18 protein-coding genes and 2 tRNA genes are annotated in these 18380 nt (G+C 64.9%); 2 read left to right on the top strand and 18 right to left on the bottom strand.

The features are described 5' to 3' along the window. Positions 1-8: 8 nt before the first annotated feature. From nuoL to CCS01_RS08870, 13 genes are all read right to left on the bottom strand, one after another. Positions 9-1937, bottom strand: coding sequence for an NADH-quinone oxidoreductase subunit L (gene nuoL, locus CCS01_RS08930; protein ID WP_104518478.1), 1929 nt, complete (start codon positions 1935-1937; stop codon positions 9-11). A 2-nt stretch (positions 1938-1939) separates the two neighbouring features. Beyond that, the gene (gene nuoK, locus CCS01_RS08925; protein ID WP_456307596.1) at positions 1940-2251 is read right to left on the bottom strand and encodes an NADH-quinone oxidoreductase subunit NuoK; all 312 of its coding nucleotides are present in this window, start codon (positions 2249-2251) and stop codon (positions 1940-1942) included. 222 nt (positions 2252-2473) lie between these two features. Continuing rightward, positions 2474-3175: an NADH-quinone oxidoreductase subunit J gene (locus tag CCS01_RS08920; RefSeq protein ID WP_104518477.1), complete on the bottom strand. Its 702-nt coding sequence runs from the start codon at positions 3173-3175 to the stop codon at positions 2474-2476. After that, entirely contained in the window at positions 3172-3660 is a 489-nt protein-coding gene (gene nuoI / locus CCS01_RS08915; RefSeq protein ID WP_104518476.1) for an NADH-quinone oxidoreductase subunit NuoI, read from the bottom strand. The genes CCS01_RS08920 and nuoI overlap by 4 nt, the downstream gene beginning before the upstream one ends. Before the next feature lie 38 nt (positions 3661-3698). Continuing rightward, on the bottom strand, positions 3699-4709 hold the full coding sequence (nuoH, locus tag CCS01_RS08910; protein WP_104518475.1) for an NADH-quinone oxidoreductase subunit NuoH: 1011 nt from the start codon (positions 4707-4709) through the stop codon (positions 3699-3701). A gap of 4 nt (positions 4710-4713) precedes the next feature. Next, positions 4714-6771, bottom strand: coding sequence for an NADH-quinone oxidoreductase subunit NuoG (nuoG, locus tag CCS01_RS08905; protein WP_104518474.1), 2058 nt, complete (start codon positions 6769-6771; stop codon positions 4714-4716). Between the two features lie 257 nt (positions 6772-7028). Next, the gene (nuoF, locus tag CCS01_RS08900) at positions 7029-8321 is read right to left on the bottom strand and encodes an NADH-quinone oxidoreductase subunit NuoF (protein WP_104518473.1); all 1293 of its coding nucleotides are present in this window, start codon (positions 8319-8321) and stop codon (positions 7029-7031) included. Continuing rightward, positions 8322-8963, bottom strand: a complete 642-nt coding sequence (locus CCS01_RS08895; protein WP_104518472.1) for a complex I 24 kDa subunit family protein — start codon at positions 8961-8963, stop codon at positions 8322-8324. It abuts the gene before it with no gap. Positions 8964-8966: 3 nt separating this feature from the next. Beyond that, on the bottom strand, positions 8967-10169 hold the full coding sequence (locus CCS01_RS08890) for an NADH-quinone oxidoreductase subunit D (RefSeq protein WP_104518471.1): 1203 nt from the start codon (positions 10167-10169) through the stop codon (positions 8967-8969). 4 nt (positions 10170-10173) lie between these two features. Further along, positions 10174-10830 carry an NADH-quinone oxidoreductase subunit C gene (locus CCS01_RS08885; protein WP_104518470.1) on the bottom strand — a complete coding sequence of 219 codons (657 nt, stop codon included), beginning with the start codon at positions 10828-10830 and terminating at the stop codon, positions 10174-10176. Then, positions 10823-11377 carry a NuoB/complex I 20 kDa subunit family protein gene (locus CCS01_RS08880; protein WP_104518469.1) on the bottom strand — a complete coding sequence of 185 codons (555 nt, stop codon included), beginning with the start codon at positions 11375-11377 and terminating at the stop codon, positions 10823-10825. Before CCS01_RS08880 ends, CCS01_RS08885 begins: the two co-directional genes overlap by 8 nt. Positions 11378-11381: 4 nt before the next feature. Further along, positions 11382-11747 (bottom strand): NADH-quinone oxidoreductase subunit A, encoded by a 366-nt coding sequence (locus tag CCS01_RS08875; RefSeq protein ID WP_104518468.1) that lies wholly within the window; start codon positions 11745-11747, stop codon positions 11382-11384. A 259-nt stretch (positions 11748-12006) separates the two neighbouring features. After that, positions 12007-12083, bottom strand: a tRNA-Asp gene (locus CCS01_RS08870). Between the two features lie 106 nt (positions 12084-12189). Between CCS01_RS08870 and CCS01_RS08865 the strand changes: the two genes are divergently transcribed. Next, a complete protein-coding gene (locus tag CCS01_RS08865) occupies positions 12190-12444 on the top strand; it encodes a DUF433 domain-containing protein (protein WP_104518467.1) in 255 nt (84 codons plus the stop codon). Next, on the top strand, positions 12444-12824 hold the full coding sequence (locus tag CCS01_RS08860) for a DUF5615 family PIN-like protein (RefSeq protein ID WP_104518466.1): 381 nt from the start codon (positions 12444-12446) through the stop codon (positions 12822-12824). Before CCS01_RS08865 ends, CCS01_RS08860 begins: the two co-directional genes overlap by 1 nt. A gap of 234 nt (positions 12825-13058) precedes the next feature. Here CCS01_RS08860 and CCS01_RS08855 read toward each other — a convergent pair. The 5 genes from CCS01_RS08855 to clpP form a co-directional block, all read right to left on the bottom strand. After that, a tRNA-Val gene (locus tag CCS01_RS08855) sits at positions 13059-13133 on the bottom strand. A gap of 42 nt (positions 13134-13175) precedes the next feature. Next, a complete protein-coding gene (locus CCS01_RS08850; RefSeq protein WP_104518465.1) occupies positions 13176-13439 on the bottom strand; it encodes an HU family DNA-binding protein in 264 nt (87 codons plus the stop codon). 173 nt (positions 13440-13612) lie between these two features. Further along, a complete protein-coding gene (gene lon, locus CCS01_RS08845; protein ID WP_104518464.1) occupies positions 13613-16060 on the bottom strand; it encodes an endopeptidase La in 2448 nt (815 codons plus the stop codon). Positions 16061-16234: 174 nt separating this feature from the next. After that, positions 16235-17488: an ATP-dependent Clp protease ATP-binding subunit ClpX gene (gene clpX, locus CCS01_RS08840; protein ID WP_104518463.1), complete on the bottom strand. Its 1254-nt coding sequence runs from the start codon at positions 17486-17488 to the stop codon at positions 16235-16237. Between the two features lie 205 nt (positions 17489-17693). Next, positions 17694-18341 (bottom strand): ATP-dependent Clp endopeptidase proteolytic subunit ClpP, encoded by a 648-nt coding sequence (clpP, locus tag CCS01_RS08835; protein WP_104518489.1) that lies wholly within the window; start codon positions 18339-18341, stop codon positions 17694-17696. Between the last annotated feature and the right edge of the window lie 39 nt (positions 18342-18380).

The raw sequence follows: 18380 nt of genomic DNA, 5'->3' as shown, positions 1-18380 counted from the left end.
GCAAATCCTCACCGGCTCAGCATGAAGACACCGATCAGCACGACGACGCCGATCAGCATGACGAAGGCATAGACGGCCAGCGAGCCGGTCTGGATCTTGACCGCCTGGCGGGAGCCGTCGACGGTCAGTTCGGCCAGGCCGTTGGGCACGCCGTCGATGATGGTGGCGTCGCCCGTCTGCCAGAAGATGCGGGCCAGGCGGATCGACGGCTGCACCAGGATGGCGTCGAACAGTTCGTCGAAATACCACTTGTTGAAGACGAAGCGGTACGGGCCGCTGAAGGTCTGCGACAGGCGCACCGGCAGCAGCGGGTTCAGGATATACATCACGAACGCCACGGCGATGCCGGCAAGGCCGACGACCAGCGGGATGTAATCGACCCAGATGGGGTTTTCCTCGATCCGCGCCAGCACGTCGTTGTGCGCGCCGTTGTAGATCGAGCCGTTCCAGAAGTGCTGCCAGCCGGCGCCGATGAACCATCCGGACAGCAGGTAGCCGGCGACGACGGCGCCGGTGGCCAGGAGGATCAGCGGCACCAGCATCACCCACGGGCTCTCATGCACGTGCTCCATCGTATGGTGATCGGCACGTGCCTTGCCGTGGAAGGTCATGAACAGCAGCCGCCAGGAGTAGAACGCGGTCAGCGCCGCGGCCGCCACGGTGCAGAAGAAGCCGTAATAGCCGATTGGCGTGCCGGCGGCGTAGGTGGCGGAGATGATGGCGTCCTTCGAGTAGTAGCCAGCGAACGGCGGAATGCCGGCCAGCGCCAGGTTGCCGATCCACATCACCGCCGCGGTGATCGGGATCTTGCGCGCCAGCCCGCCCATCTTGCGCATGTCCTGCTCGTCCGACATGGCGTGGATCACCGAGCCGGCGGACAGGAACAGCAGCGCCTTGAAGAAGGCATGCGTGATCAGGTGGAAGATCGACGCCTGGTACACGCCGACACCGGCCGCGGCGAACATGTAGCCAAGCTGCGAGCAGGTCGAGTAGGCGATCACCCGCTTGATGTCGAACTGCGTGCAGCCGATGGTCGCGGCGAACAGCGCGGTGGAGGCGCCGATAAAGGTGACGAAGCCCAGCGCATAGGGCGTATACTCCATCAGCGGCGACATCCGCGCCACCAGGAACACGCCCGCGGTCACCATCGTCGCGGCATGGATCAGGGCGGAGACCGGCGTCGGGCCCTCCATCGCGTCCGGCAGCCAGACATGGAAGCCAAGCTGCGCCGACTTGCCCATGGCGCCGATGAACAGCAGGAAGGCGATGACCTCCAGCGCCGGGAAGGTTGTGCCGAACAGCGTGTAGGTGTCGTGCAGGTGCTGCGGCACAGCCGGGAAGATCGTGGCGAACTCGATCGAGCCGAACTTGAAGAAGATCAGCGCCAGGCCGACGGCGAACGGCAGGTCCGCCATGCGGTTGACGATGAACGCCTTGATCGCCGCGGCGCAGGCGCTCGGGCGGTCATACCAGTAGCCAATCAGCAGGTAGGAGCACAGGCCGACGCCTTCCCAGCCGAAGAACAGCTGCGCCAGGTTGTCGGCCGTGACCAGCATCAGCATGGCGAAGCTGAACAGCGACAGGTAGGCGAAGAAGCGATACCGCGGCCGGGCGTCGTGGCCCATGTAGCCGATGGAATAGACGTGGATCAGCATCGACACGAACGTCACCATCGCCACCATGACGGCGGACAGGGTGTCGTAGCGCAGCGCCCAGTCCACGTGGAACCGGCCGGACTCGATCCAGGAGCCGATGTCGAGCAGACCCGGCGGATTGCCGGCGGTGATCTGGAAGAAGGCCAGCGGGCCGCAGATGGCGGCGACGATCATGCCGAGGACGGAAGCGCCCATGGCGGCCTTGTCGCCGATGATGCGGCCGAGCAGGCCGGAAACCATGGCGCCGGCCAGCGGCGTGAAGACGGCGAGAGCATACAGCATGGTCAGCCCTTCATCAGGTTGACGTCTTCAACCTGGATCGATCCGCGGTTGCGGAAGTAGATCACCACGATCGCCAGGCCGATCGCCGCCTCGGCCGCCGCGACGGTCAGCACCAGCATGGCCATCACCTGCCCGGCCATGTCGTTCAGCGCGGCGGAGAAAGCGACGAAGTTCAGGTTGACCGCGAGCAGGATGAGCTCGATCGACATCAGAATGATGATGATGTTCTTGCGGTTGAGGAAGATGCCGAAAATGCCCAGGACGAGCAGGATGGCGGACACAGTCAGGTAGTGTCCGAGGCCGACGGCCATCATGGACGTTTTCTCCCGAGGGTTGGACGGGCGCTCTCCGTCATGGCCGAGCCTGTCCCGGCCATCTGCGCTTCGACGGTTGGGTGGCCATGAGGATGGGGCGAAGAACTTACGCCGCCATGCGCGCTGCGACGGTGGGGGGTGGATGGCCGGGACACGCCCGGCCATGACGGAGAGGGCACAGCGCGCGGCGCCAACGCTACGTTGCCGGGCGCCACGGCGTTCCTAATGGTGCCCATGGCCGTGCCCCTCCGCCTCGGCCTCTTCCGCCACGACCGGCTCGGGCTCGGCCACCTTGGGGCGCCGGTAGCCGCCCATCGACGCCACCCCCGCGCCCAGCGGCGCCGGGATCATCTCCAGCGTCTCGGTCACCGCGCGCTCGGTCTGCACGCGGATGATCTGGTGCCGCGAGGTCTTGCGCCGCCGCAACGTCAGCACGATCGCGCCGATCATCGCCACCAGCAGGATCAGGCCGGCGATCTGGAACAGGAAGACGTAGTCGGTGTAGAGGATCCGCCCCAGCGCCTCGGTGTTCGACATTCCCACCGGCGCCGGCGACATGCGCAGGTGCGCGGAGTCCGTCGCGAAGGTCCAGCCGCTCAGCACCAGGCCAAGCTCGATCAGCAGTACCGCGCCGACCGTGGCGCCAACCGGCAGATAGCGCTGGAAGCCGCTTCGCAACTCGGCGAAGTCCACGTCCAGCATCATCACCACGAACAGGAACAGCACCGCGACGGCGCCGACGTAGACGATGACCAGGATCATCGCCAGGAACTCGGCCCCGGCGATCAGGAACAGCGCCGCGGCGTTGAAGAACGCCAGGATCAGGAACAGCACCGAGTGCACCGGATTGCGGGCACTGACCACCGCCGCCGCCGAACCCAGCAGGACCACGGCGAACAGATAGAACAGGATCTGGGTGATCATCGGTAGGGCGCGTCCAGTTCCAGCCGGCGGGCGATCTCGGGTTCCCAACGGTCGCCGTTCGCCAGCAGCTTGTCCTTGTTGTAGAGCAGTTCCTCGCGCGTCTCGGTGGCGAACTCGAAGTTCGGGCCCTCGACGATGGCATCCACCGGGCAGGCTTCCTCGCACAGGCCGCAGTAGATGCACTTGGTCATGTCGATGTCATAGCGCGTGGTGCGCCGCGAGCCGTCGCTGCGGGGCTCCGCCTCGATGGTGATCGCCTGCGCCGGGCAGATCGCCTCGCACAGCTTGCAGGCGATGCAGCGTTCCTCGCCGTTCGGGTAGCGCCGCAGCGCGTGCTCCCCTTTGAACCGCGGGCTGATTGGCCCCTTCTCATAGGGGTAGTTGATGGTGGCCTTCTGCTTGAAGAAGTAGCGCAGGGTCAGGCCCAGCCCGGCGAGCAACTCGCCAAGCAGCAGGCTGCGCGCTGTGCGGTCGATAAATGCCATGTCAGGCCTCCGCCGACGGGGTCAGGTGCAGGTCCGGGTCACGCGACATTCGGCAGCCATCCGAAGGCCAGCAGCGCACCGGCGGTCAGCACCAGCCACAGCAATGAAAACGGCAGGAACACCTTCCAGCCCAACCGCATCAGCTGGTCGTAGCGGTAGCGTGGCATGGTGCCCCGGATCCAGATGAACAGGAACAGCAGGACGCAGATCTTCAGGATCAGCCACAGCGGCCCAAGCTGCGGCAGCAAGCCGAACGGGCCGAGCCAGCCACCCAGGAACAGGATAGAGGTCATCGCGCTCATGAGGATCATGTTCGCGTATTCGCCGAGGAAGAACAGCCCGAAGCTCATGGACGAATATTCGACGAAGAACCCGGCGACGATTTCCGACTCCCCCTCCGGCAGGTCGAACGGCGAGCGGTTGGTCTCCGCCAGCGCCGAGACGAAGAAGATGACGAACATCGGCAGCAGCGGGATGCAGAACCAGATATGCCGCTGCGCCAGCACAATATCGGACAGGTTCAGCGAGCCGACGCACAGCAGCACGCTGACCAGCACGAAGCCCATCGAGACCTCGTAGCTGACCATTTGCGCCGCCGAGCGCAGCGCGCCCAGGAAGGCGTATTTCGAGTTCGACGCCCAGCCGGCGATGATGATGCCGTACACGCCGAGCGAGGAGATCGCGAACAGGTACAGGATGCCGACGTTGATGTCCGCCGCCACCCAGCCCGCGTTCACCGGGATGACGGCCCAGGCCAGCATCGCCAGCAGAAAGGTCAGCATCGGCGCGAGCAGGAACAGGACGCGGTTCGATCCCGACGGGATGATGGTCTCCTTCGTCAGCATCTTCAGCGCGTCGGCGAACGGCTGCAGCAGGCCGAACGGCCCGACCACGTTCGGCCCCTTGCGCAACTGGATCGCCGCCAGGACCTTGCGCTCGGCGTAGGTCAGGTAGGCGACGGCGATCAGCAGCGGCACCAGCAGGGCCAGGCACTCGCCCACGGTCAGCAGGACCAGGCCGAGGTTGGTGTCGTGGAAGAACTCGTACATCCGCCTACTCCGCCGCCAGCGCCGGGGTCGTCTGCGCCGCCACGCAGGCGGCCATGGTGGGACTGGCCCGGCTGATCGGGTCGGTCTGGTAGTAGTTGGTCACCGCCGCGACGAACGGCGCGTCCGACAGCGCGGTGATGTCGCCGGTCGGGCCAGCCTGGTCCGAGCAGCCGAAGCGCGGCAGGTGGCCGACGCGGCCGAACACCGGGTTGACCTGCTCCAGCCGGGCGCGCAGCGCCTCGATGGTGTCGTACGGCAGCGTCCTGCCGAGGACGGCGCTGAACGCGCGCAGGATCGTCCAGTCCTCGCGCGCCTCGCCGGGCGGGTACACCGCGCGAAGGCCGCGCTGCACCCGGCCCTCGGTGTTGACGTAGGTGCCGGACTTTTCCGTGTAGGCCGCGCCGGGCAGGATCACGTCCGCCCGGTGCGCGCCGACGTCGCCGTGGTGGCCTTGGTAGACCACGAAGGTGTTGTCGCCGATGCGCGCCGGATCGACCGAGTCGGCGCCGAGCAGCCAGAGGAAATCCACCCCGTCGCCCAGCATCGCGTTCATGCCCTTGCCGTTCGGCCCCGGGACGAAGCCCAGGTCCAGCGCGCCGACGCGGGCCGCCGCGGTGTGCAGCACGTTGAAGCCGTGCCATTCCGGCGTCAGCGCGCCGACATGCGCCGCCAGTTGCCAGGCCGCGGCCAGCACGGAATTGCCGTCGGGCCGCGCCAGCGCGCCCTGCCCGACGATGATCATCGGCTTTTTCGCCTCCTGCAGCACCTTGATGAACGGGTGCGTATCATGCACCAGGTTGCTCAGCACCACCGGCCGCATGCCGAGTTGCGTCACCGCGTAGGTCAGGTCGGTGTCCGGGCCGATGACGCCGATGGGCATGCCGCTGTGGAGCCACGCCTTGCGGATGCGCGCGTTCAGCACCGGCGCTTCCTTGCGCGGGTTCGACCCGACGATCAGCAGCGCGTCGGCTTCCTCGATCCCGGCGATCGAGGTGTTGAAGCAGTAGAAATCCCGCCGCGCCGGGTCAAGCCGGGCGCCGTCCTGCCGGCAGTCGAGGTTGACCGAGCCCAGGCTGTCCATCAGGTCCTTCAGCGCCAGCATGCTCTCGGCGTCGCACAGGTCGCCGGCGATGGCGCCGATCTTGTGGCCGGCGAGCGGCTTGAGCTTGGCGGCGATGGTGGCGAAGGCCTCGTCCCATGTGGCGGCGCGCAGCTTGCCGTTCTCGCGCACCCACGGACGATCCAGGCGGCGGCGCTTCAGGCCATCGACGGCGAAGCGGGACTTGTCGCCCAGCCACTCCTCGTTCACGTCCTCATTGATGCGCGGCAGGATGCGCAGCACTTCCGGGCCGCGGGAGTCGATGCGGATGTTGCAACCGACGGCGTCCAGCACGTCGATGCTGTCGGTCTTCGCCAGTTCCCACGGGCGGGCGACGAAGGCATACGGCTTCGAGGTCAGCGCGCCGACGGGGCACAGGTCGATGATGTTGCCGGATAGTTCCGAGCCGAGCGCCTTTTCCACATAGGTGCCGACTTCCATGTGCTCGCCGCGGGCGGTGGCGCCGAGGTCGGGCACGCCGGCGATCTCGGTGATGAAGCGGATGCAGCGCGTGCAGTGGATGCAGCGGTTCATCGAGGTCTTCACCAGCGGGCCGAGGTTCTTGTCCGGCACGGCGCGCTTGTTCTCGGCGTAGCGCGAGTGGTCCATGCCGTAGCCAAGCGCCTGGTCCTGCAGGTCGCACTCGCCGCCCTGGTCGCAAATCGGGCAGTCCAGCGGGTGGTTGATCAGCAGGAATTCCATCACGCCGCGGCGGGCGTTGCGGACCATCGGCGTGTCGGTGTGCACGACCATGCCGTCGGCCACCGGGTAGCCGCAGGAGGCAATCGGCTTGGGTGGCGCCTTCTCGACCTCCACCAGGCACATGCGGCAGTTGCCGGCGATGGACAGGCGCTCGTGGTAGCAGAAGCGCGGGATTTCCACGCCCGCCTGCTCCGCGGCCTGGAGGATGGTCGAGCCGTTGGCGACGTCGACCGTGATGCCGTCGATGGTGACTTTAGCCATGCTTGTTGTTCGATCCGGAATGAGCGGCTGGCGACGTAGAGGCAGGCTTGAGCGGCGGCAGCGTAGGGCCGCCCGTTGCCGGCCGGCATGGTTCCTGGTCGGGCCGGCGCGCAGGAGGCCGCGTTCTACCGCCACGATCAAGGGTGTATCCGCCCTTCTCGATGATGAGCCGCGGGTCTGGACGTATGTCATCCATAACGGGCATCCTCCTGTTCGTCCGCCGGACGTCCTTGATTATTGCGCAACAGCTTATAGTCCTACTCCGCCGCCAGGCGCGTCGTGCTGCGCGCCTTGTACGCGGCTATGCGTTCTTCCATGACCGGCCGGAAATGCCGGATCAAGCCCTGGACCGGCCACGCCGCCGCGTCGCCCAGGGCGCAGATGGTGTGGCCCTCAACCTGGCGGGTCACCTGGTCGAGCGTGTCGATTTCCTGCGGCGTGGCGCGGCCTTCGACCATGCGGGTCATGACGCGCCACATCCAGCCGGTGCCCTCGCGGCACGGCGTGCACTGGCCGCAGCTTTCGTGCATGTAGAATTTCGACAGTCGGGCGATCGCCTTGATGACGTCGGTCGATTTGTCCATGACGATGACGGCTGCCGTGCCCAGGCCGCTGCGCACGTTGCGGAGACTGTCGAAGTCCATCAGCACATCGTCGCAGATCGATTTCGGGATCAGCGGCACGGAGGAGCCGCCCGGGATCACCGCCAGCAGGTTGTCCCAGCCGCCGCGCACGCCGCCGGCGTAGCGGTCGATCAGCTCCCGCAACGGAATGCCGAGTTCCTCCTCGACGTTGCACGGCTGGTTCACGTGGCCGGAAATGCAGAACAGCTTGGTGCCGGTGTTGTTGGGCCGGCCGAAGCTGGTGAACCAGGACGCGCCGCGGCGGAAGATCGTCGGCGCCACGGCGATCGATTCGACGTTGTTCACCGTGGACGGGCAGCCATACAGCCCGACGCCGGCCGGGAACGGCGGCTTCATCCGCGGCATGCCCTTCTTGCCTTCCAGGCTTTCGATCAGGGCGGTTTCCTCGCCGCAGATATAGGCCCCGGCGCCGCGGTGCAGGAACACGTCGAAATCGTAGCCGGAGCCGCAGGCGTTCTTGCCGATAAGCCCGGCGGCGTAGGCTTCGTCGATCGCGCGCTGCAGCACGACCGATTCGTTGAAGAACTCACCGCGGATGTAGATATACGCCGCGCAGGCGCCCATGGCGAAGCCGGCGACCAGGCAGCCTTCGACCAGCTTGTGCGGATCGTGGCGGATGATGTCGCGGTCCTTGCAGGTGCCGGGCTCGGATTCGTCGGCGTTCACCACCAGGTAGCACGGACGGTCGGACTGCTTCGGCATGAACGACCACTTCAGGCCGGTGGGGAAACCGGCGCCGCCGCGGCCGCGCAGGCCGGAATCCTTCATCTCCTGGATCAGCGCGTCGCGGCCGCGGGCCAGGATCGCGGCCGTATTGTCCCAGTCGCCCCGCGCCCGCGCGCCCTTCAGGTACGGGTCATGCAGGCCGTAGAGATTGGTGAAGATGCGATCCTTGTCCTGCAGCATTCAACCCTCCGGCGCGAAGCGCAGCGTGGTCAACGTATTCGGGCCACCTTCGGGAGCCGATGTCTGGCGTCCGGTCATGGAGCCCGGCGCCGGACGCTCACCGCGGCGCAGCGCGGCCAGCAGGTCCTTCACCTTCTCCGCATCCATATCTTCATAGTAATCATCGTCAACCTGCAGGATGGGCGCGTTCACGCAGGCGCCGAGGCATTCGACCTCGGTCATGGTGAACATTCCGTCCGCGCTGGTTTCGCCGAAATGCTTGATGCCGGTTTCCTGGCAGCAGGCCTGGACGATCTGGTCGGAGCCGCGCAGCCAGCACGGCGTGGTGGTGCACACCTGCAGGTGATACTTGCCGATCGGCTTTGTGTTGAACATGAAGTAGAAGGTGGCGACTTCATAGACGCGGATCGGCGCCATGCCCAACCGCGCCGCCACCGCGTCCATCGCCTTGACCGGCACCCAGGCGCTGCCGGTCTGCCGCTGCATCTGCCGCTGCGCCACGTACAGCGCCGGAATCACCGCGCTCGCCTGCTTGCCGGCGGGGTACTTGGTGATGACCTGCGCGATTTCAGCCTCGCTTTCCGCATCGAAAGCGAAGCTGTCCGGTTGCCGGAACGTTTCCGAACTATTGGTTGTCGTCATGGTCTACCTGTCGATTTCGCCGAACACGATATCCATCGATCCGATGATCGCCGTGATATCAGCCAGCATATGCCGTTTGGCTATCGCATCGGTTGCCTGGAGGAAGCCGAATCCGGTTGGACGGATCTTGCAACGATACGGCCGGTTGGTGCCGTCGGCAACCAGATAGACGCCGAACTCGCCCTTCGGGCTTTCCGTCGCGGTGTATGTCGTGCCGGCCGGCACGTGGAAGCCTTCGGTGAACAGCTTGAAGTGATGGATCAGCGCCTCCATCGAGCGCTTCATCTCGGCGCGCGTCGGCGGCGAGAATTTGCGGTCCTGCACCTTCACCGGCCCGGGCTGCATCTTCGGCAGGCACTGGCGGATGATCTTCACGCTCTCCCGCATCTCATACATGCGGATCAGGTAGCGGTCGTAGCAGTCGCCGTTGCGGCCGACGGGAACCTGGAAGTCGACCTCGTTATACTTGTCGTACGGCTGCGAGCGGCGCAGGTCCCACGGCACGCCGGAGGCGCGCAGCGGCGGGCCGGCAAAGCCCCAGGCCAGCGCCTGCTCGGCCGTAAACACGCCGATATCGACAGTGCGCTGCTTCCAGATGCGGTTGGCGGTGAGCAGTTCCTCCAGGTCGTCGATAAACTTCGGGAACGTTTCGCTCCACCCGTGGATGCGGTCGGTCAGGCCGGCCGGCAGGTCGCGCGCCACGCCGCCCGGACGGAAGTAGTTGGAGTGCAGCCGTGCGCCGGAGGCCGCCTCGTAGAACTCCATCAGCTTTTCGCGTTCCTCGAACCCCCACAGGCTCGGGGTGATGGCGCCGACGTCGAGCGCGTAGGTCGTCAGGTTCAGCAGGTGGTTCAGCACCCGGGTGATCTCGGCGAACAACACGCGAATCCACTGCGCGCGGTCCGGCGCGGTGATGCCGAGCAGCTTTTCCACCGCAAGCGCGTAGGTGTGCTCCTCGGACATCGGCGAAACGTAGTCGAGGCGGTCGAAATACGGCACGGACTGTAGATACGTGCGGTATTCCATCAGCTTCTCGGTGCCGCGGTGCAGCAGGCCGATATGCGGGTCCGCGCGTTCGATGATCTCGCCGTCCATTTCCAGGATCAGGCGCAGCACGCCGTGCGCCGCGGGGTGCTGCGGGCCGAAATTGATCGAATGACTGTCGATCTCGACGATCGCGGGCGTCGTGCCGGTCGCTTCGCTCATTGCCTTAGCCTTTCGCCTGCTCGGAGCGCTCGGTGTAAACCTTCTCGTCGCCCGGCAAGGTGGTCACGCCCTCCCACGGGGAGAGGAAGTCGAAGCTGCGCCAGTCCTGGGTCAGCTTGACCGGCTCATAGACGACCTGCTTGCGCTCCTCGTCGTAGCGGACCTCGACATAGCCGGTCAGCGGGAAGTCCTTGCGCAGCGGGTGGCCTTCGAAGCCGTAGTCGGTCAGGATCCGGCGCAGGTCCGGCTGGCCCGAGAACACGACGCCGAACAGGTCCCAGCATTCGCGCTCCCACCACGTCGCGGCTGGCCAGACAGTATGGACAGACGGCACCGGCGCCTTCTCGTCGGTGGTGACGATCACCCGCAGGCGGTGGTTCAGCGAAACCGACAGCAGGTTGTAGACCACGTCGAACCGCTCGGCCCGCTCCAGCCAATCGACGCCGCAGATGTCCATCACCTGCTCGAAGGCGAAGCGCGGGTCGTCGCGCAGCGTCAGCATCACCGCCAGCAGCGAGTCGCGGTCTGCTGTGGCAATCAGTTCATCGCGCTCGATGCGCCAGCCGGCGATGCCGCGAATCGTTGCGACCGCCTGGCCGAGTTGTTCCAGCGGCGAGGGTGGCGGCGGAGCGGCCTCGGTTTTCGTTTCTGCGTCAGCCACGGAGAATTGTCCCTGTGCGGCGGATCTTTTTCTGTAACTGCATGATTCCGTAAACCAGCGCCTCGGCGGTGGGCGGGCAGCCGGGGACGTAGACGTCGACCGGCACGACCCGGTCGCAGCCGCGCACCACGGAATAGGAATAGTGGTAGTAGCCGCCGCCGTTGGCGCAGCTGCCCATGCTGATCACCCAGCGCGGCTCCGGCATCTGGTCGTACACCTTGCGCAGCGCCGGCGCCATTTTGTTGGTCAGCGTGCCGGCGACGATCATCACGTCGCTCTGCCGCGGCGAGGCGCGCGGGATCATGCCGAGCCGGTCGAGGTCATAGCGCGGCATGTAGGCGTGGATCATTTCGATCGCGCAGCAGGCCAACCCGAAGGTCATCGGCCACAGGCTGCCGGTGCGTGCCCAGTTCACCACCTTGTCGATATTCGCCACCAGGAAGCCCTTGTCGGCCATCTCGCCGGTGATGCCCTTGATGACGGCATCCTGCTCCGGGCCGGGCGGCAGATGGTCGCGGTTCCAGGCCAGTACGGTTGCGTCGCTCATGCTGTCACTCCCACTCCAGGGCGCCTTTGCACCACTCGTAGATGAAGCCCACGGTGAGGACGCCCAGGAACGCCATCATCGACCAGAAGCCGAAGGCGCCGATTCCCTTCAGGGCGACGGCCCAGGGAAAGAGGAACGCGACCTCCAGATCGAAGATGATGAAGAGAATCGCGACGAGGTAATACCGCACGTCAAACCGCCGGCGCGCATCGTCGAAGGGCTCAAACCCACACTCGTAGGCCGAAAGCTTCTCGGCATATGGCTTCTGGCGGGCGGCGATCAATGACCCACCCACCATGGCGACGGCAATAACGCCGGCAATCACCAGGAAGACGAGGATGGGCAGATACCCGAACAGGACAGGTTGCATTGATTGATCCGCACTTGCTCTTTGGACGCGACCGCAGAACCGGCCGCGCCGCGCGCGTCTCGCGTGGGCTTGTCCGGTTCCGCAGTTGCGCAAGGCTCTTAACGCGAACGCGCGGCGAGGGCCATAGGCTAAGGTAACAAAACCTGCACCGGAAGATGACGAGCGCGCAAGAAGAAGCGGATTCACAACAAATCCGCACGGCACAGCGGGCCGTCAGGGCAGCCCGGGCTTTCGGCATGTGCGGTGGGGAATGAGATGATGGCGCGAGTGACGGGGCTCGAACCCGCGACCTCCGGCGTGACAGGCCGGCGCTCTAACCGACTGAGCTACACCCGCGCATCGTGTGGCGCTGCGTGTATGCCGGGCGGCGTAGGGCGTCAAGGGCGTTTGGCTGGAAATCGCGCGACTGGCGGGTATATATTGGGGAAAGGAGCCACCGGTCATGATTCTGCACGCAAAGAAGCGGAGCCTCCCGGCGGAGATTGTCTGCAATCCCGAGATCATGGGCGGGGTACCGACGATTCGCGGCACGCGAATCCCGGTGGAGATGATCCTGGTGCATCTGCGGGCAGGATACAGCCGCGTGGACATCTTCAATCACTACCCCTCCCTGCCTCTCGACGGGATCGAGGCGGCCATCGCGTGGGCTGAGGAGACGATCGGGCCAGGCTGGCGGGACCATCCGGCTGCGGCGTGATGGACCCCATCCTGATTGATGAGTGTCTGTCGCCCTATTTGGCTGGCACGGCCAAAGAGCGTGGCTATGTCGCAATGCACGTCGCCTGGCTTAATCGGGAAGGCGCTGACGACCGGGTTTTGGCCATGTTGGCGGCTGAACGCGACTACATCATCGTCACCAACAATCGCCGTGACTTCCTTCGGATCTATGCCCAGCTTGAGGTACACAATGGGCTGATCATAATCGTGCCAACGGTAGCGGCCGACGAGCAATGCCGTTTGTCTGGCTTGGCGCTTGACACTGTTGAATGCCAGGACAGCCTGATCAACCTGCTGGTGGAGGTGCGTGCGGACGGGAGCGTGGAGGTGCGTAACTGGTCAAAGGACCGATGGGATTAGAACCACAGGAGCCCAAGGCCGCCACTTGGGCGGAGAGCCGGTCCACTTCGTGTCAGCGGCATGTTACGAACGGAGATTCGGTCGGCTTGCGCGTTCTGGCCTGTGTGGCGACAGGAGCCACAAGCGCGGCCTCGACCCCTGGCGGCTTTCATCGCCAACGGCGTACAGGAAGCCAATTGGGAGAAAAGTTGCCAGTAGACGGACTGCTTCAAGGCAACGGTAGGTCTGGAACCCTGGTGGGCGGTGACGGATTTGAACCGCCGACCCTCTCGGTGTAAACGAGACGCTCTACCGCTGAGCTAACCGCCCCTGGAGGCGGGAGGCGCCCGAAAGCACCCCCCCTTGCCCGTCTCAGCCCACCGAGTCCTTCAGGCCCTTGCCGGCCTTGAAGCGCACGGTGGTCGATTCGGGAATTTCCATCTCTTCGCCGGTTCGCGGATTGCGGCCCGTGCTGGCTTTACGCGTGGCCGCGACGAACGTGCCGAAGCCAACCAGCCGGACTTCTTCCTTCTTCTTCAGCGCATCGATAATCGCGCCGAACACGGAATCGACGACTTCACCTGCCTTCGCACGCGAGAGGTCTGTCCCGTCAGCGACCGCTGCAATGAGGTCCATTTTGTTCACGGCGTGGCCCCTCTCATATCCATAGTCACGAATCGAAGTCCCGAACAACATGTCCGGAGAAAGCCGGCGGACACTACTTGCCGGGTTTTAACCGCGTCAATGCTGGGAACCACGGATTTCTGGGGAAAACGGCCCGCTGAAGTGGTTCAGCGGGCCGTTCATGTTCAATGTGGCAAGGATGTCGAGGCCGGTGCCGCCGGTGCCGCCGGCAATGGCGCCTCCGCCGGCTCTTCCCACTCGATCGGCGTCGGACGCCGCGCCAGGGCCTGGGCGATGACCTCGTCCACATCGGACACCGGAATCAGCTTCAGGTGCTTCTTCACGTTGTCCGGGATCTCGGCCAGGTCCTTCTCGTTCTCCTTCGGGATGAATACCGTGGTGATCCCGGCGCGCAGGGCCGCCAGCAGCTTCTCCTTCAGGCCGCCGATGGGCAGCACGCGCCCACGCAGCGTCACCTCGCCGGTCATCGCCACGTCACGCCGCACCGGGATGCCGGTGAGGATGGAGACGATCGACGTCGCCATCGCCACGCCCGCCGACGGGCCGTCCTTCGGAGTCGCCCCTTCCGGCACGTGCACGTGGATGTCGCGCTTCTCGAACAGCGTCGGCTTGATGCCGAACTTGGTCGCGCGGCTGCGGACGTAGCTGATCGCGGCCGAGACGCTTTCCTGCATGACGTCGCCCAGCTTGCCGGTGTGCTTGACGTTGCCCTTGCCGGGCAGCAGCACCGACTCGATGGTCAGGATCTCGCCGCCGACTTCGGTCCAGGCCAGGCCGGTGACGACGCCCACCATGTCTTCGGCTTCCGTCTCGCCGAAGCGGAACTTCTTCACGCCGGCGAACTTCTCCAGGTTCTTCCGGGTGACGGCGATCTTGGGCGACTTCTTGGTGACGATCTCCTTCACTGATTTCCGCGCCAGGTTGGCGATCTCGCGCTCCAGGTTCCGGACGCCGGCTTCGCGCGTGTAGTAGCGGATCAGGTCGCGCAGGGCGTCTTCCGTGATGCTCCACTCGTCCTTCTTCAGGCCATGCGCCTCGCCCTGCTTGTTGATCAGGTGGCGCTTGGCGATCTCGACCTTCTCATCCTCGGTGTAGCCGGGGATGCGGATGATCTCCATGCGGTCCAGCAGCGGCTGCGGCATGCGCAGGCTGTTGGCCGTGGTGACGAACATCACGTCCGATAGGTCGTAGTCCACCTCCAGGTAGTGATCGGCGAAGGTGGAGTTCTGCTCGGGGTCCAGCACCTCCAGCAGCGCCGACGACGGGTCGCCGCGCCAGTCGGAGCCGAGCTTGTCCACCTCGTCCAGCAGGAACAGCGGGTTGGAAGTCTTGGCCTTCTTCATGCCCTGGATGACTTTGCCCGGCATCGAGCCGATATAGGTCCGCCGGTGGCCACGGATCTCCGCCTCATCCCGCACGCCGCCCAGCGACATGCGGACGAAGTTGCGCCCCGTCGCCTTGGCGATCGACTTGCCCAGCGAGGTCTTGCCGACGCCGGGCGGGCCAACCAGGCAAAGGATCGGGCCGCGCACCTTGGGGCTGCGCGCCTGCACCGCCAGGTATTCGATGATCCGCTCCTTGACCTTGTCCAGGCCATAGTGGTCCGCCTCGAGCACCTTCTCGGCCTCGACCACGTCGTTGCGGATCTTGCTGCGCCTCTTCCAGGGGATCGACAGCATCCAGTCCAGGTAGTTACGAACCACCGTCGCTTCCGCGCTCATCGGGCTCATGGTGCGCAGCTTCTTCAGCTCCGCCATGGCCTTGTCGCGGGCTTCCTTGGAGAACCGGGTCTTCTTGATCTTGGATTCGAGCTCGGCGTTCTCGTCCTTGCCGTCCTCGCGCTCGCCCAGTTCCTTCTGGATCGCCTTCAGCTGCTCGTTCAGGTAGTACTCGCGCTGGGTCTTCTCCATCTGCCGCTTGACGCGGTTGCGGATGCGCTTCTCCACCTGCAGGACGCCGATTTCCGACTCCATGTGGCCGAACACGCGTTCCAGGCGCTCGCTGACCTTGGCGATCTCCAGCAGGTCCTGCTTCTCAGGGATCTTCAGGTTCAGGTGACTGGCGACCGTATCAGCCAGCTTCGACGGCTCCTCGATCTGGTTCAGCGACACCAGGACTTCCGGCGCGATCTTCTTGTTGAGCTTGATATACTGCTCAAATTGAGAAACCACGGTGCGGCCGAGCGCTTCCAGGTCCTTCTTCTCGCCGACGACGTCGGTCATCGGCTCGGTCTGCGCCTCGAAAAACGCCTCGGTTTCCTTGAAGCCGGTGATCCGCGCGCGGCGGCCGCCCTCGACCAGCACCTTCACCGTGCCATCCGGCAGCTTCAGCAACTGCAGGATCGTCGAGACGGTGCCGACGCGATAAATATCCTCGACCGTCGGATCGTCCTGGGAGGCATTCTTCTGCGCGACCAGCAGGATCTGCTTGTCGTCCCGCATCACCGCTTCCAGGGCCCGCACCGACTTTTCCCGGCCGACGAACAGCGGGACGATCATGTGCGGGAAGACCACGATGTCGCGCAACGGCAGCACGGCCATCACGTCACTCTGACCCTGTGGTCTTTGCGGGTTCGCTGGCCGCTCGGGGGCTGGCCGATCCTGTTCCGTCATTCATGACCTCCTTGATGGACAGTCAGCGTTATCCGCCCGGCAGCGGCACGGACGACGCATTCATGGGCCTGTCGCAATCTCATGCGGCCGATATGGCCGCAGGAAAGATTGTCGCAAGCCCTTGAAATCCGTGATCGCTCCACCGAGAGCCGGGTTTCCGGGTTGCTGTCGGGATCAGGCGGTGCTTTCCGCCCGCTCCTTCCCGTACAGGTACAGCGGATTCGAACGGGACTCCGCCACCTCCCGGTTGATCACGACCTCCTCGACGCCGTCCAGGCCCGGCAGGTCGAACATGGTGGACAGCAGGATCTGTTCCATGATCGAGCGCAGGCCGCGCGCGCCGGTCTTGCGCTTGATGGCCCGGGTGGCGACCGACTTCAACGCGTCGTCGGTGAACGACAGCTTGACGCCTTCCATCTCGAACAGACGCCCGTACTGCTTGACCAGCGCGTTCTTCGGCTTGGTCAGGATCTCCATCAGGGCGCCCTCGTCCAGGTCCTCCAGCGTCGCGACCACCGGCAGGCGGCCGATGAACTCGGGGATCAGGCCGAACTTCAGCAGGTCTTCCGGTTCCACCTCGCGCAGGATCGCGCCCATCCGGCGCTCATCCTGCGAGCGGACCTCGGCGCCGTAGCCGATGCCCGAGCCCTTGCCACGCGAGCTGATAATCCTCTCGAGGCCCGAGAACGCGCCGCCGCAGATGAACAGTATGTTGGTTGTGTCGACCTGCAGGAACTCCTGCTGCGGATGCTTCCGCCCGCCCTGCGGCGGGACCGAGGCAACCGTGCCTTCCATGATCTTCAGCAGCGCCTGCTGCACGCCTTCGCCAGAAACGTCCCGGGTGATCGAGGGGTTGTCCGACTTGCGCGAGATCTTGTCGACCTCGTCAATATAGACGATGCCGCGCTGCGCCCGCTCCACATTGTAGTCGGCCGCCTGCAGCAGCTTGAGGATGATGTTCTCGACATCCTCGCCCACGTACCCCGCCTCGGTCAGCGTGGTGGCGTCGGCCATGGTGAACGGCACGTCGAGGATGCGGGCCAGCGTCTGCGCCAGCAGGGTCTTGCCGGAGCCGGTGGGGCCGACCAGCAGGATGTTGGACTTCGCGATCTCGACGTCGTTGTTCTTCTGGCCGTGGGCCAGGCGCTTGTAATGGTTATGCACCGCCACCGACAGCACGCGCTTGGCGTGATCCTGGCCGATGACGTAGTCGTCCAGGACCTTGCAGATCTCCCGCGGAGTTGGCACCCCGTCGCGGGACTTCACGAGGTGCGTCTTGTGCTCCTCACGGATGATATCCATGCAAAGCTCGACGCACTCGTCGCAGATGAAGACCGTCGGACCGGCGATGAGTTTGCGGACCTCGTGCTGGGACTTGCCACAGAACGAGCAGTAGAGGGTATTTTTCGAATCGCCGGACTTGCTCATGCGCACTCCTCCCCCGGACACAGGGGCACAATGGGGAAGCATAACTCCCTATACGCGGCAGGGACAAGAACCGCGAACAGCCCATCCCTTACAACGCTGGAAAGCATACGGCGAACTCTGCCGCACAAACCACAATGAATTGACTGAAAGGGAAAATTCCGAGGCAGGAAGCCCCTGCCTCGGATATCTGGAATGGAGATAGGCCTCAGCTCTTGGAAGGCTCGGCAGATTCGACCGGCGGACGGCGGTCAACCACCTCGTCCACCAGACCGAAGTCCCGGCTTTCCTCAGCCGACATATAGGTATCACGCTCCAGCTTCCGTTCAATCGCCTCGATCGGCTGGCCGGTGTGACGAACGTAAATTTCATTCAGCCGTTTGCGGAGGGTAAGAATTTCCCTCGCCTGGATTTCGATGTCCGTCGCCTGGCCCTGGGCGCCGCCGGAGGGCTGGTGCACCATGACGCGCGCGTTCGGCAGGGCGAAGCGCTTGCCTTTGGCGCCGGCGGTCAGCAGCAGACTGCCCATCGAGGCGGCCTGGCCGATGCAGACCGTGCTGACCGGGCTGCGGATGTACTGCATGGTGTCGTAGATCGCCAAGCCGGCGGACACCACGCCGCCCGGGCTGTTGATATAGAAGGAAATATCTTTTGATGGGTTTTCCGACTCCAGGAACAGCAACTGGGCGCAGATCAGCGCGCTGACCTGGTCATACACCGCGCCGGTGAGGAAGATGATCCGCTCCTTCAGCAGGCGCGAGTAGATGTCGAACGCCCGCTCCCCCCGCGCGGTCTGCTCGACCACCATGGGAACCAGGGAATTGCCATAAATTTCAACAGGATCGCGGTCCCGCATCATAATCACCTAGAGGTTGCAGAGGGTCGAGCCAGAAGC

It is taken from the genome of Rhodopila globiformis (assembly GCF_002937115.1).
Taxonomy (GTDB): Bacteria; Pseudomonadota; Alphaproteobacteria; order Acetobacterales; family Acetobacteraceae; genus Rhodopila; species Rhodopila globiformis.
Note: the sequence above shows the minus strand (reverse complement) of the source record. Positions and strands in the feature narration are given on the sequence as shown.